This is a genomic window from Deltaproteobacteria bacterium (assembly GCA_016178705.1).
Taxonomy (GTDB): Bacteria; Desulfobacterota; Binatia; order HRBIN30; family JACQVA1; genus JACOST01.
Genome location: JACOST010000015.1, coordinates 64512 through 77253 on the forward strand (window position 1 = coordinate 64512; position 12742 = coordinate 77253).

At 62.9% G+C, this 12742-nt stretch carries 16 protein-coding genes; 3 read left to right on the top strand and 13 right to left on the bottom strand.

Annotation, left to right across the window (positions count from 1 at the left end):
• Positions 1–4 precede the first annotated feature (4 nt).
• The 8 genes from HYR72_12050 to HYR72_12085 all read right to left on the bottom strand — a co-directional run bounded on the left by HYR72_12050 (position 5) and on the right by HYR72_12085 (position 6538).
• Entirely contained in the window at positions 5–487 is a 483-nt protein-coding gene (locus HYR72_12050; GenBank protein ID MBI1815706.1) for a cupin domain-containing protein, read from the bottom strand.
• Positions 488–527: 40 nt separating this feature from the next.
• Positions 528–953, bottom strand: coding sequence for a DUF420 domain-containing protein (locus tag HYR72_12055; protein MBI1815707.1), 426 nt, complete (start codon positions 951–953; stop codon positions 528–530).
• A gap of 73 nt (positions 954–1026) precedes the next feature.
• Positions 1027–1833 (bottom strand): phytanoyl-CoA dioxygenase family protein, encoded by an 807-nt coding sequence (locus HYR72_12060; protein MBI1815708.1) that lies wholly within the window; start codon positions 1831–1833, stop codon positions 1027–1029.
• Between the two features lie 49 nt (positions 1834–1882).
• Positions 1883–2425 (bottom strand): gamma-glutamylcyclotransferase, encoded by a 543-nt coding sequence (locus HYR72_12065; protein ID MBI1815709.1) that lies wholly within the window; start codon positions 2423–2425, stop codon positions 1883–1885.
• A complete protein-coding gene (locus HYR72_12070) occupies positions 2422–2655 on the bottom strand; it encodes a hypothetical protein (protein MBI1815710.1) in 234 nt (77 codons plus the stop codon). Before HYR72_12070 ends, HYR72_12065 begins: the two co-directional genes overlap by 4 nt.
• A 119-nt stretch (positions 2656–2774) precedes the next feature.
• Positions 2775–3677: an SDR family NAD(P)-dependent oxidoreductase gene (locus tag HYR72_12075; GenBank protein MBI1815711.1), complete on the bottom strand. Its 903-nt coding sequence runs from the start codon at positions 3675–3677 to the stop codon at positions 2775–2777.
• Positions 3678–3778: 101 nt separating this feature from the next.
• Complete coding sequence (gene glgB, locus HYR72_12080; GenBank protein ID MBI1815712.1) at positions 3779–5671, bottom strand: 1,4-alpha-glucan branching protein GlgB; 1893 nt, start codon at positions 5669–5671, stop codon at positions 3779–3781.
• Between the two features lie 21 nt (positions 5672–5692).
• Positions 5693–6538 carry an SDR family NAD(P)-dependent oxidoreductase gene (locus HYR72_12085; GenBank protein ID MBI1815713.1) on the bottom strand — a complete coding sequence of 282 codons (846 nt, stop codon included), beginning with the start codon at positions 6536–6538 and terminating at the stop codon, positions 5693–5695.
• 366 nt (positions 6539–6904) lie between these two features.
• Between HYR72_12085 and HYR72_12090 the strand changes: the two genes are divergently transcribed.
• Both HYR72_12090 and HYR72_12095 read left to right on the top strand, forming a co-directional pair.
• Positions 6905–7327: a type II secretion system protein gene (locus HYR72_12090; protein ID MBI1815714.1), complete on the top strand. Its 423-nt coding sequence runs from the start codon at positions 6905–6907 to the stop codon at positions 7325–7327.
• Positions 7328–7438: 111 nt separating this feature from the next.
• Complete coding sequence (locus HYR72_12095) at positions 7439–7831, top strand: RidA family protein (GenBank protein MBI1815715.1); 393 nt, start codon at positions 7439–7441, stop codon at positions 7829–7831.
• Positions 7832–7900: 69 nt separating this feature from the next.
• Here HYR72_12095 and HYR72_12100 read toward each other — a convergent pair whose 3' ends face one another.
• From HYR72_12100 to HYR72_12120, 5 genes are all read right to left on the bottom strand, one after another.
• Positions 7901–8749 (bottom strand): SDR family NAD(P)-dependent oxidoreductase, encoded by an 849-nt coding sequence (locus HYR72_12100; GenBank protein MBI1815716.1) that lies wholly within the window; start codon positions 8747–8749, stop codon positions 7901–7903.
• A 76-nt stretch (positions 8750–8825) separates the two neighbouring features.
• Entirely contained in the window at positions 8826–9647 is an 822-nt protein-coding gene (locus HYR72_12105; protein ID MBI1815717.1) for a class I SAM-dependent methyltransferase, read from the bottom strand.
• Between the two features lie 64 nt (positions 9648–9711).
• A complete protein-coding gene (locus HYR72_12110; GenBank protein MBI1815718.1) occupies positions 9712–10623 on the bottom strand; it encodes an NAD(P)-dependent oxidoreductase in 912 nt (303 codons plus the stop codon).
• Positions 10624–10683: 60 nt separating this feature from the next.
• Entirely contained in the window at positions 10684–11070 is a 387-nt protein-coding gene (locus tag HYR72_12115) for a hypothetical protein (GenBank protein ID MBI1815719.1), read from the bottom strand.
• Positions 11071–11080: 10 nt separating this feature from the next.
• Positions 11081–11935: an inositol monophosphatase gene (locus HYR72_12120; protein MBI1815720.1), complete on the bottom strand. Its 855-nt coding sequence runs from the start codon at positions 11933–11935 to the stop codon at positions 11081–11083.
• Between the two features lie 126 nt (positions 11936–12061).
• Between HYR72_12120 and HYR72_12125 the strand changes: the two genes are divergently transcribed.
• Positions 12062–12733: a thermonuclease family protein gene (locus HYR72_12125; GenBank protein MBI1815721.1), complete on the top strand. Its 672-nt coding sequence runs from the start codon at positions 12062–12064 to the stop codon at positions 12731–12733.
• The last annotated feature ends 9 nt before the right edge of the window (positions 12734–12742 follow it).

Consider the following 12742-nt stretch of genomic DNA (forward strand, 5'->3'; position numbering starts at 1 on the left):
CCGCCTACTCGAAGAACACCTTCAGGTCGTTGTCGTCCGCCAGGTGAAACTGATCGCGACTGCGGATCAGTCGCTTGCGATGGCGCGGAAACTCGCCGATCTCCATGTCGCGATGCTCGCCGCCCATCAAGTAGACGAGATCCTGGTCGAAGGGATTGCGCAGGTTGTGGCCAACCGACGGCGCGGTGAAACCCATGAAGTCACCCGGGCCAACTTCGAACTCTTCGTCGCCGATCTCGGCGATGCCTCGCCCGGAGAGGATGTAGATGAACTCCTCTTCGGTGTGGTGGAAGTGGTAGACGAACGATTCCTTCTCCGGCGGGACGCGGCCGATGCTGATGCCGACGCGTTGCAGGCCGGTCATCGTGCTCAACGAGCGCAGATGAATTTCCGAGTTCGGGTTGAGCGGATGGTTGAACACAAACGCCGTCAGTTCAGTGATCGCGTTTGCCCGCAGCAGCGGACTAGGCTTTCCGGTGGTGCTCATCTGACGTTCCTCCTGTGAGCGCGCCGCGCTCGGCATCGAGTCAGTACGTCTTCTGGTACAGCAAATAGTAAATCAGCCAGCCGCTGGCGGCAACGTAGAGCCAGATCGGCAAGGTGATGCGCGCCAGCCGGCGATGCGCGACGAAGTCGCGCTTCTTCAGCGCGAGGTAGATCAGACGCAGCGCCATCGGCCCCACCGCCATCGCCAGGATCACGTGCGGAACGAGATTTGCGAAGTAGACGGCGCGCCAGGCGCCGGTGCCGGCAAACAGCTTCGATCCATACAGCGACCAACGCGTGACATAGGCGACGAGAAACAACCCGGCAAAGGCGGTCGCCGTCAGCATGCACGTGCGATGGCGCGGCATGTCACGCTGGAAGCGAATGAAGTACCAGCCGATCAGTAGGCTGACTCCGCTCAGCACGATGCAAGTGGTACTGACGGCGGTGAGGAGGTGGAGCGACATCGTCACCGCTCTTCACCGCGGGCGTCCATCGATCCACGGTCGACCTGGTGGGTGCGCTCGACGCCTCGCAACCTTACACGTCCCACACCAGGCGTGTGCCGCCGGCATCGCCGAGTAACGCCACCGGGTTGGTCTTGTCGATGTGACCGATCAGGCCGTTGTAGATGCTGTAGCCTACCAACTCGCGCAGACGCGGCGAAAAGCCGGCGGCGATCTCGCGCGGAATGCCGAGTTGCTGATTCTCTTGCTGGCGGATGTAGCCGGCGCAGTAGTTCATCGCGATGCCGATGCGGCGCTGATCGGTGCGATTGGCGCCGCCGCCGTGCCACAGGCTGCCATGCCAGACCAGCACGCTACCCTTCGGCATCTCCGCCGGGATCGACTCGTAAACCTCCCCGAACGTCGGCGAGTGATCCGACAAATGCGAACCGGGAATCACGCGCGTCGCGCCGTTGATCTCGGTGAAATCGGTGAGCGCCCACATCGTGTTGCACACCGTCGGCACATGCGGCTTGGCGATCGGCAGCAGTTGATCGTCGGCATGGATCGGCTGTGTGATCTCACCGCCACAGATCGCGATCGACGACAGCGACGAGATCAAACAACCGGGATCGAGTACGCCCTCGACGATCGGCAACACGCTCTCGTGCGCCGGGATGCGTTCGAAGGCCGCGCCGTGGACGAGCAGGTTGTAAATCCGCACCGTCTTGCTGCCCTCAAACGGATTGTTGGCCGGCTTGACGTTGAGCTGCCGCTCCAGCCGGTCGAGGTCGGCGACAAGGTCATCGATCAGTTGCGGCTCGATAGCGTGCTCGATGATGGTGAAGCCGTCGCGGTGAATGCGGTCGAGATGCGTCGTGATCGAGTTGGTGTCAGGCATGAGTCCATCCTCTGTCGCTGCGGGATACTACAAGCGGCTCGCCGGGCGATCAACGGCGCAAGCTGCGCATGGCCTCGTCGATCATCGGTCGCAGGCGCTGTAGTTCTTCACTCTCGGCGCACGCGGGAATTGTGCGCAGGAACGCGACGTAGTCATCGGGGAGGCCATGCTCGATGGCGCCTTCGATCAACATACTCATGTAGCGCGTCGACGGTTGCAGCGTCGGATCCCGGCGCTCCGAACTCAGCGTGAACGCGGCCAGCGCATTCGTCGGAGCGCTCCGGGGCGCACGCAAGGGGAACACCGTCGTCGCGACGCGCTCGTAGTTGCCGATCAGCACGCCTTCCGTCAGATCGATATGAGGGAGGTCGTCCTCGGCGACTTCGAACGCGACGCCGAGGGTTTCCGCCGCGGGATCCGGAACGATATTGGCGAACGAGTTGCCGCTGGAGAACAGCGGTGGCTTGTCCAACACCAGCCGCCAGCCCGGCGCGCGCGCCGGTAGCGCGCGATGGAACTGGACACCGCGGCGCCCGCGCAGCGTGGCGCTCTGCATGTTCGAGCCGTAGGCGAAGTACCAAGCCGTGGTCACGACTGGCTGCTCAGAAACTCGCGGCCTTTGTCGGTGAGGACAAACGCGTCGCCGGCGAATACGACCAGTTCGTCAGCGACGAGCCCTTCCATGAGTTGCGAGAACGCCTGGTGCCCCGCTTGGTAGAAGACCAGGCTATGCGTGTGCAACTCGCGCATCGGAATCGAGCCGCCCTTCTTGGCGACGAACTTCATCAAGCCGACACGGGCCGCGGGTACGTCTACCGCCATTTCGCTCCTGGTTTGTGGTCGTTGGTTTGTGGTCCTTGGTTTGTGGTTTCTGGTCGCTGATACTAGCCCCACCGCGAATCAGAGACCAGGGACCACGAACCAGAAACTAGGGACCGTTTCTACATATATTCCGGCTGCCGCGAGAGCTTGCCGAACAGTTCGTCCTTGCGCGCGATCAGATCGCGCGCGCTGAGGGCGTCGCCGGGTTTGCTGATTTGCGCGACCTGATGCCAGCCCTTCACCAGCGCGACCTCACCGCCCCACACGATAAAGCCTTGGCCGTTGATGTCGCCGGCTTGCTCGCTGGCGAGGAAGGTGACGAGTTGCGCCGGCCACGCTGGATGGAACACGTCGAAGCCGCTCTCGGGCTTGGCGAACATATCGTGATTCGGCATCGTGTCGGTCATGCGGGTGCGGGCGCGCGGCGCGATGTAGTTGCACGTCACGCCGTACTTGCCCATCTCGCGCGCGATGCTGATCGTCAACGCCGCAATCGCCGCCTTCGCCATCGCATAGTTGCTGTTGCCGGCCGAGCCCATCAGACCTGCTTCCGACGACGTATTGATCACCCGGCCGTACACGCTGCTGCCCTTCTTCGCCTGCTCGCGCCAGCGCACGCAGGCGTGACGCGTCATCGCGAAGTGGCCTTTGCAATGGACGCGCAGCACCAGATCGAACTCGTCTTCGGCCATGTTGAAGTTCATGCGGTCGCGCAGCACGCCGGCGTTGTTGACGACGATGTCGAGCCGTCCGAACGTGTCGTACGCCTGGTCGATGGTGCGGCGCGCGCCGTCCCAGGTGGCGATGTCTTCATAGTTCGCGGCCGCATTGCCGCCAGCGGCTTTGATCTCGTCGACGACCTTCTGCGCCGGCGTCTGATCCTTCCCTTCGCCGGCCACCGAGGTGCCAATGTCGTTGACAACAACCTTCGCCCCCTCTTTGGCGAGCGCCAATGAATGTTCGCGGCCAAGCCCTTGGCCGGCGCCAGTGACGACCGCAACTTTCCCGTCGAGTAGACCCATGATTGCATGCCTCCGCGTGTTGATGATGATGCGCTGGCCGCACGCCAGCGAGCGCTGCTAGTAGTAAGGCGACGCGAGCGAGTCAATGGAAATGCTCAGCCCTACGTTTGGAACACCACCATCGCCAACGGCGGGAGGGTGATGCGCAGCGAGTACGGGCGCGCGTGGGCTGGTACCGATTCGGCCTCGACACCGCCGGCGTTTCCCAGATTGCTGCCGCCGTAGATCTCGGCGTCGCTGTTGAGCCGTTCGCGCCAATGGCCGCCGTGCGGAACGCCGATCATGTAGTCGTGCCGCGGGATCGGTGTGAAGTTGCACGCGATGACGGCGACGTCAGTGGCCGACGCCCCGCGGCGGAGATAGCTGAGCGTGCTATCGTCGCTTTCGTGGCAATCGATCCACTCGAAGCCGATGGGATCGCAGTCGAGTTCGTGCAGTGCCGGCTCGCCGCGATAAAAGGTGTTGAGGTCGCGCACCCAGCGTTGCACGCCGCGATGCGGCGCGGCGTCGAGCAGATGCCAATCGAGGCTGCTGTCGTGATTCCATTCCCGCCATTGGCCGAAGTCGCCGCCCATGAACACCAGTTTCTTGCCCGGCTGCGTATACAGGCCGCCGAGCAGCAGCCGGAGGTTGGCGAACTTCTGCCACGCGTCGCCCGGCATCTTGTCGAGCAATGAGCGCTTGCCGTAGACGACTTCGTCGTGCGACAGCGGCAGCACGAAATTTTCCGTGAAGGCGTAGAGCTGCCGAAAGGTGAGATCGTTGTGGTGGAACTTGCGATGAACGGGGTCGCGACTGAAGTACTTCAGCGTGTCGTTCATCCAGCCCATGTCCCATTTGAAGCCGAAGCCGAGGCCACCGAGATACGTCGGCCGCGACACCATCGGCCATGAGGTCGACTCTTCCGCGATCGTCACTCCTCCCGCGTGCTCGGCGTAGACGCGCTCGTTGAAGCGGCGCAAGAACGCGACCGACTCGAGATTCTCGCGGCCGCCGAACTGGTTGGGGATCCAATCACCGATCTGACGCGAGTAGTCGAGGTAGAGCATCGACGCCACCGCGTCCACGCGCAACCCGTCGATGTGATAGACGTCGAGCCAGAACAGCGCATTGCTGATCAGAAAGTTGACCACTTCCCAGCGCCCGTAGTTGAAGATCAGCGTGTCCCACTCGCGGTGCTTGCCCTGGCGCGGGTCGGCGTGTTCGTACAAGTGAGTGCCGTCGAAGTAGGCGAGTCCGTGCTCGTCGCTGGGAAAGTGTGCCGGCACCCAGTCCATGATGACGCCGATGCCGCGCTGGTGCAGCGTGTCGATCAAGAACATGAAATCTTGCGGCGTGCCGAACCGACTGGTGGGGGCGAAGTAGCCGATGGTCTGATAGCCCCACGAGCCGTCGAACGGATGCTCGGTGAGCGGAAGAAACTCGACGTGGGTGTAGCCCATTTCGTTGACGTACTGCGCCAGCTTGGGCGCGGCTTCGCGATACGTCAGCCAGCGGTTGCTTTCCTCGGGTACGCGCATCCACGAGCCGAGGTGGACTTCGTAGGTGGCCATCGGCGATCGAGTCGGATCGGCGGTGCGCCGCGCGTTCATCCAATCGTCGTCGCTCCAGGTGTAGCCGGCGAGATCCCACACACGCGACGCCGTGCCGGGCCGGATTTCACTGGTGAACGCGTAGGGGTCGGCCTTCTGCACGCGATAGCCGTTACGTTGCGAAGCGATCGCGTACTTGTAGAGCGTGCCGGCGCCGACCGCCGCGATGAAGCACTCCCAAATGCCGGCCTCTTGGTGACGCAACGTCATCGGGTGTCGCACGGCATTCCAGCCGTTGAAGTCGCCGACTACCGCCACGCTCGCCGCGTTGGGCGCCCACACGGCGAAGCGCGTACCATGTTGGCCGTCGATTTCATCGAGGTGCGCGCCGAGCTTTTCGTAGCTGCGGTAGTGCGTGCCCTCAGCGAGCAAGTGGATATCGTAGTCGGTGATGAGGGCCATTCGTCGCGCGACTCCGGGCGCTCACACGGTTTCGAACTGCCGGCGGGCGCGCGCGCCGGTGGTGCGGCTGATCCAGGCGACGACACCGGGCAAGAACCGCTTCAGAAAGTAGATGAACCACGCTTCGGGCGATACTGGGGCGACCGCACGGTTGCGTTGCACGGCTTTGAGAATGTTCGCTGCGACACGTTCGGGGGTGTAGTTGCGGCGCTGATACGTCGCGACCATCGCGCGGCGGAACTCCGGCTTGGCCGCGATGCCGCGCATCGGTGACGTGGTGGTAATCGCGGTGTTGATGATGCCTGGACAGATCGCAGTGACGCCGATGCGGTACCGGGTCAACTCGGCGCGCAACGCCTCCGACAACCCGAGCACCGCGAACTTCGTGGTGCTATACGCCGAGAGCGCTTCGGTCGCCGCGAACGCCGCTGCCGAGGCGACGTTGATAACATGACCGCCGCGGCCACGCGCCACCATCTTCGGCAAGAAGAAGTGGCAGCCGTAGATCACGCCGCGCAAGTTGATCCCGACGATCCATTCCCAGTCGTCAAGGCTCGTATCGAGGAATCCCGCGCCGAGGCCGACCCCGGCGTTGTTCATCAGGATATCGAGCGCGTCGACCCGGGCGTGCACCGCGTCGGCAAACTCGCTCATGGCCTCGCGACTGGCGACGTCGACGCGGCGCGCGAACACGTCACCCCCGAGCGCACGGATCCGTTGCTCGCTCTCCGCGAGATTCGCTTCGTTGACGTCGCAGATGACCAGGCTAGCGCCGCGGCGCGCGAACGCGAGCGCAGTGGCCTTGCCGATGCCGCTCCCGGCGCCGGTGACCAACACGGTCTTCCCGCTCAGGTTGGTAATGTCCATGCATGCTCTTTCGCAAGCAGGAACGCCGCGGTCAACCCAAGGTTTGCCCAGGGTTCCTCCGATCAGTCGTCGAATACCATCAGGCCGGTTGCGTGATCCAGGTGGGCGCAGCCATCGGCCTGGGTGATTGCCACGGCAGATGCCGCGACCTATGAGTTAGCCGCTTTGCTCATCCAATTGCCCATCCGTCAGCGATTGTACGGAGCAGAAGACCATAGGCCGAGTGCTTGCCCCTGTTCATTCTTGTAGCGCTGGCTTGCCGAGAATTGTCAGTTGAGCGGTGATTGCGTAACGGTGACCTGTGGCGTACCGAACTAGAATTGTGGTACATGCATTGCACAGATCGACTGTGACGGAGAGGGACAAATGCTGCGTCAAGAGCGAATGCAGGCGATGCGATCGGAACGTGGGTTCACGTTACTCGAACTGCTGGTGACTGTCGCCCTCATCGGAATTTTGAGCGCGATGGCCATCTCGGCCTTCGGGTCGTACCGCCGCCGGGCATACGAAGCGGTGTCCATGGGCTACATTCGGAGCTGGGTGGCTGGCCAGGAATTGTACATTGATACCAACAACCACTATGCCGACGCCGACACGCAGCTACAGGGCTTGATCCGAATCCGTCCTCCCACAAACGTACCCTACTTGTTCACGATTGAGTCTGGGGCTACGGCGACCGATCACTGGTGGGGTCGCGCCACGCCGACCGAGTCGGGGCTCCACCATCTGTACATCGACGAGACTGGCATCATGCTGACGTCGCTCAGCGGGCCACCCGCAGGTTCGTAGCGTTCGCGCCGATATCCTTGCCGATTTGATTGCGTCCTCGCCCACCGTTGCTTCGCGTCGGCGTGCTGCGGTAGGGTTGCACCAAAGCCCCCCTGCATCGGAGGATACGCAATGGCTGAACGAAAATTCCTCGTTCCCAAAGGCACTGAAATGCTGCGCGACCAGTACCATTTTTCGCAGGGCGTGCAGGTGGGCAACACGATCTACGTTTCGGGACAGGGCGGCTGGGACGCGAAGTTTCAACTTGCCGACAATGTCGCGGCGCAAGCGCGGCAAGCGTTCCGCAACATCGAGACCGTTCTGAAGGAAGCTGGTGCGTCGCTTGACGACGTCGTCGAGATCGGTTCGTTCCATCTCGACATGGACCAAATGGGCGCGACGGTCGAGGCGATGCGCGAGGCGTTCCCGCGGCATCAGCCGGCGTGGACTGCCGTTGGCGTCACACGCCTCGCGATGCCGGCAATGCTGGTCGAGATCAAAGCGGTGGCGATCAAGCAAGGATAGCGCAGCCTTCACCGCAGAGTCGGAAGGCGTAGCAGGGCCGGACCCAGTCCGCGACTTCGACGCCAGGGACTACAACGCCAAGGCGCGACACAGCACCCACTCGAACAGTGCTTGCGGGAGGAGTCGCTTCAACGGCACCACGATGCGTTGTCCCAACATGCCGACGCTGTAACGTAACTTGGGTGACGGATTGCGCAGGATCTGCTCGACCAAGAGCGCGACCGGTTCGGGCGTTGGGGCACCGGCCTCGTCCTTTTCCTGCGTGAGTTTGAATTTCTCGAACGCCGCGCGGTAGGTGTCGTTGCTCTCGGTGCCGTTGACCGTCCGCCGCGTTACCGCCAGTTGACTGCGAAAGTCGCCGGGCTCGATGAGCACAACCTTCACGCCGTGCCGCCGTGTTTCCAGGCGTAGGCTCTCGCTCATGCCTTCGAGCGCGAACTTGCTCGCGCTGTACAGTCCGCTGAACGGCAGGCCGAGCACGCCGGCCAGCGAGCTGATGTTGACGATATGCCCGCCACCTTGACGGCGCATCGCTGGCAGAACCGCGCGGCACACGCGCAGGACACCGAAGAAGTTGGTTTCGAGTTGCGCCTTGGCTTCCGCGATCGACGTGTCCTCGATCGCACCCATCCACGCATTGCCGGCGCAGTTGATCACTGCGTCTATATGCCCAGCCTTCTCGACAATGCCGCGCACGCCCAATTCCACGGAGCGGTCGTCGTCGACGTCCATCGCGATCATTTCCACTGCTCGGTGATCGCCAGCCGCCGGGACTCGCCGCTGCGCGCCAAACACGTGGTAGCCGCGTGCCGACAAATGCTCGGCGCACACCTTACCAATGCCTGACGATGCGCCGGTGATGAGGACGACTTTCTGGATTGCTCCAGAGCTATCGAGTGACCTGCCCAACGCGGTCATGTCCAGCCCTCCTCCTCTGGCGAGACTACGTCTGCCTCAGAGGCGCCGCCGAAGTGCGGCGGCGTCAGTTTCGATATCAACGTACTCGCTCAAACCCGAGTTCGCGTAGCTCGCTTGCGCCAATGCCTTCCAGCGTGCCCGCATTTCGTGCGCACCACAGCACGCGGTCGAGGGACGGCTCGAGGTGCTGATCTGACCAAGGACTCCATTCGCGCCGCCACAACTCGTGGAATCCGGCCGCCCGTAGGATGCGGCTCATCTCCCTATCATCGTGCAGGTATTCGAAGAGCGTTGTCTCGTGCTTGGTGAAACCCCTTGCCCCATCCTTCACATAGGCGATCATGCGTGCACTCGCGCGACGGGCTCGTGGCTGCCAGTCGCACTCCATCACCAGGTCACCTGTCGGTCCCTCCATGAGATACGTTTTACCAGCCCAGTACGCCTCGAAGCAGAAGCGGTTCAGCGCATCGAAGATCAGGAGGCCACCGGGGAGGAGGCTGGCGCGGGTTCGGGTGAACATGCGCCGGAGGTAGGCAAGCGAGGATATGTGATTCACGATGTCGGCACAGGCGACAGCCAAGGCGCAGTCGAGCCCGCTTGGAAAGGCGTCCAACCCGCTCCGTAGGAACCGCACTCGACCATCGAACCCCGCGCAACGACCGCGGGCGAGCGCCAGCATGCTACGCGATTGATCGACGCCGATCACGGATCGCCCGGTTTGGGCGATCGACAATGTCACGAGCCCGCTACCGCAACCGAGGTCGAGAATCGGCGCTTCCGAGGATGACCGGCGTAGCAGTGGGCGAACCGCGGCGAAGAAGGCGCGCGCGACTTCGATGTGCGAATCTTGCTCGTAGGTTCGCGCGAACGCTTCGTAGGGATCGGGACGATTCGCCATTCGGACTAGTCCCTTCAAACCAGATTGCAGTTGCCGGAAACGGTTGCGAGTGCGCCGCCCATGTTCAACTCCGCAACGTCAGCTCGGGATGGCGTGCCGCGATCATTCGCCGCAGGCCGTCGCGCCAGTGAACCGTGGTGTGGCCGATGAGTTCGTGCATGCGCGTGAGGTCGACGGTGATGCTGCCGATCGTTTTGTCGGTGGTGACGAACTTGGGTTCGTGCCCGGTGAGCTGACCAAGATAGCCGCACCACTCCTCGATGCTCGCCGCGTCACTGCCGCCCCAGTTGAGGACCGTCGCGGGCACCGACGCGATCGCGAGTAGCTTCGGAATGTGAGCGAAGATGTCGTCTTCGTGGATCGGATTGAACAAGTTGGGCTGTTCCGGATTCAGCGGGATCGGTCGACCGGCGAGCAGCCAATCGAGATGCATCGCTGGCCAGCCGCCGTTGTTGCCGTATGGCACGCTGAGGCGGACGATCGTCGTCGGCAGATTCCATTGCCGCGCACTGAAGCGCGCCATCGTTTCCGCGGCAATCTTGCAGATGCTGTATGTCGGGAGCATCACCCGGTGGTTGTCGCCGAGGGCATCGGTTTCCTTCAGCGGCCGATGCCCCGCGTGTTGATAGACACCGGCCGACGAGCACTGCAGCCAGGCTTTGGCTTTTCGGCAGTGATACATCAACCGTCCGGTGCCCTCGGCGTTGGCGGCGAGATCGGAGGCGAAGTCGCCGTCGCGGCTCTTCATTACGGCGAGATTCAGCACGTAGGTGAAGTCGTCGGGAACCTGCGCGAACGAGTCGCTGGCTAGATCGGCTTGCAGGCACTTCACGCCGATGGCTTCGAGTCGAGCACGATCGGCCGCGTTGCTGAAACGCGCGAGCCCGTGGACATCATTGTGCCTCACCAATTCGCGCGCAATCGGGAAGCCCACCTGGCTGGCGGGGCCGGTGATGAGGATTTTCTCGTCACGCAGCATGGTGCTCTTACAATGGCGCGGCCGAGAACACGCTCGCTGCCGACCCGCGCGGTGAGACTACTTGGGAACCTTCGCGCCCTGCGCTTTGCAGCCCGCTGACAGCTCGGCTTCGTGCTGCTTGAGGCACTTCATCACCCGGCCCCCGCCTAACTCGACGCCCTTGCAAAATTTCTCGCGATCCTCTTTGCAGGGGCCTTCGCCTTTCTGTGCCGCTGTGAAGTGACTTTTGCATTCGGTTGACAGCTCGGCCTCGTGCTCCTTCAAGCACTTGACGATGCGGCCGGCGCCAGCCTGCGTGTCTTTGCACAGCCGCTTGATGTCTTGAGCGCAGGCTTCTTCCCTCGCCCAACCAGTGACGGGCCAAAGCGTCAGCACCGCTATACCGGCGAGCCCAATGATCGCCGCGGTTGGGGTTATGTGCCTCAGAACTCTTAACGGATGCATGTAACCTCCTTCAGTTCGTCTGCGGCGCACCATCGAGGCGCGTCGTGAGTACTTGGACCATGGCCGCGTGGATGGCGCCGTTCGATGCGGCGGTCTGCTTCCCGTGGAGATCGAGCGGCGCGCCACGGAAGTCGCTGATCGTGCCACCCGCTTCGTGGATGATAAGTGCGCCGGCCGCGATGTCCCATGGGCTCAGCTTGAACTCCCACACGCCGTCGAGGCGACCACAGGCAACGTAGCAGAGATCGAGCGCGGCCGAGCCGCCGCGACGAATCCCTTGCGCACGGCGCATCATGTCGTCGACAAAGCCGAGGTAGTAGTCGGCGTGCGTGCGTCGATCGTACGGGAAGCCGGTGCCGATCAAGGCCTGCCCAAGATCGCCGACGGTGGAGACGTGGATCGGCTGACCGTTGAGCGTGGCGCCATTGCCAAGACTGGCCACAAAGGTTTCGTCGCGGATCGGGTCGTGGACAATGCCAAACACCAGCTCGCGCCCGCGGGCGAGACCGAGCGAGACGGCAAAATGCGGAAAGCTGTGGACGAAATTGGTGGTGCCGTCGAGCGGATCGAGATACCAGATGTAGTCCTCCGAAGCCGCTGCCGCCGCGCCAGTCGAACCTTCTTCCGCGACTATGCGATGCTCGGGAAACGCGCGCCGCAAATGCCCGACGACGATCGCTTCCAACTCACGATCGGTTTCGGTTACGAGATCGACCGGTCCCTTGTGATGAACCACCTTGGGATCACGCCACACCGCGCGTAGCCGGTCGCCCGCCTCCGCTACCGCCTGCCGCGCGACCGCCTCGAACGAGTCCATGTTGGCGTGACGACTCCCATAACCATCGCCGGGAATCAAGATGTGCACGCACAGCACAGCGCATGAGGCGTAAGCGTCAGTCGACCGCCGTCAACGTTGGCTCGATGACGACAACGTGGCGCCGCGATTCCGCGCAGATGCGGGTACGTAGCTCGACTGCCGAGGGCACAATGGATGCTCCACTTCCCGCGCATGATGCCCGCTACGCCGCGTGCCGCAATTCTCCTGCTTGTCTTAACCATGCCCGCCACGGTGTATTCGCATCCAGGCGGGCTCGATGTGTATGGTTGCCACCACGATACGACGACGGGCGACTATCATTGTCATCGCGGCCAGTTCGCTGACCGACATTTCGTTTCGCAGCAGGCGATGTTGGAGCACAGGGCCTCGGCGCGTGCTCACACCGCAGCTTCACCACCGGCCGTCGTTCGGTTGCGTACGGTCACTCGCGTTGTCGACGGCGACACGCTGGTGCTCGACGGCAACGAGAAGGTGCGCTTGATCGGAGTCGATACACCGGAGACCGTGCATCCGCGCAAACCGGTTCAGTTCTTCGGCAAGGAAGCGTCGGACTTCACCAAGCGGATAGCGACCGGGAAGGTGGTGCGGCTGGAGTTCGATCAGGCCAACGCGCACTTGGGGCACAAGGATCGCTACGGCCGTACGCTCGCCTACGTGTATCTGCCGGACGACGTGATGCTGAACCGAGAAATCATCCGCCAAGGCTACGGCCATGCGTACACGAAGTATCCGTTCCGCATGACCGACGAATTCCGTAGCGTCGAGCGCGACGCGCGCGAGCACGGCCGAGGATTGTGGGGCGAGGCGGTCGCCGCCGGGCATTAGCAACCACAA

Bases quoted from the DNA above. Each gene is read 5' to 3' on its own strand.
- HYR72_12050 (MBI1815706.1), bottom strand. From the start codon at position 487: ATGAGCACCACCGGAAAGCCTAGTCCGCTGCTGCGGGCAAACGCGATC.
- HYR72_12055 (MBI1815707.1), bottom strand. From the start codon at position 953: ATGTCGCTCCACCTCCTCACCGCCGTCAGTACCACTTGCATCGTGCTG.
- HYR72_12060 (MBI1815708.1), bottom strand. From the start codon at position 1,833: ATGCCTGACACCAACTCGATCACGACGCATCTCGACCGCATTCACCGC.
- HYR72_12070 (MBI1815710.1), bottom strand. From the start codon at position 2,655: ATGGCGGTAGACGTACCCGCGGCCCGTGTCGGCTTGATGAAGTTCGTC.
- HYR72_12075 (MBI1815711.1), bottom strand. From the start codon at position 3,677: ATGGGTCTACTCGACGGGAAAGTTGCGGTCGTCACTGGCGCCGGCCAA.
- glgB (MBI1815712.1), bottom strand. From the start codon at position 5,671: ATGGCCCTCATCACCGACTACGATATCCACTTGCTCGCTGAGGGCACG.
- HYR72_12085 (MBI1815713.1), bottom strand. From the start codon at position 6,538: ATGGACATTACCAACCTGAGCGGGAAGACCGTGTTGGTCACCGGCGCC.
- HYR72_12090 (MBI1815714.1), top strand. From the start codon at position 6,905: ATGCTGCGTCAAGAGCGAATGCAGGCGATGCGATCGGAACGTGGGTTC.
- HYR72_12095 (MBI1815715.1), top strand. From the start codon at position 7,439: ATGGCTGAACGAAAATTCCTCGTTCCCAAAGGCACTGAAATGCTGCGC.
- HYR72_12100 (MBI1815716.1), bottom strand. From the start codon at position 8,749: ATGACCGCGTTGGGCAGGTCACTCGATAGCTCTGGAGCAATCCAGAAA.
- HYR72_12105 (MBI1815717.1), bottom strand. From the start codon at position 9,647: ATGGCGAATCGTCCCGATCCCTACGAAGCGTTCGCGCGAACCTACGAG.
- HYR72_12115 (MBI1815719.1), bottom strand. From the start codon at position 11,070: ATGCATCCGTTAAGAGTTCTGAGGCACATAACCCCAACCGCGGCGATC.
- HYR72_12125 (MBI1815721.1), top strand. From the start codon at position 12,062: ATGCTCCACTTCCCGCGCATGATGCCCGCTACGCCGCGTGCCGCAATT.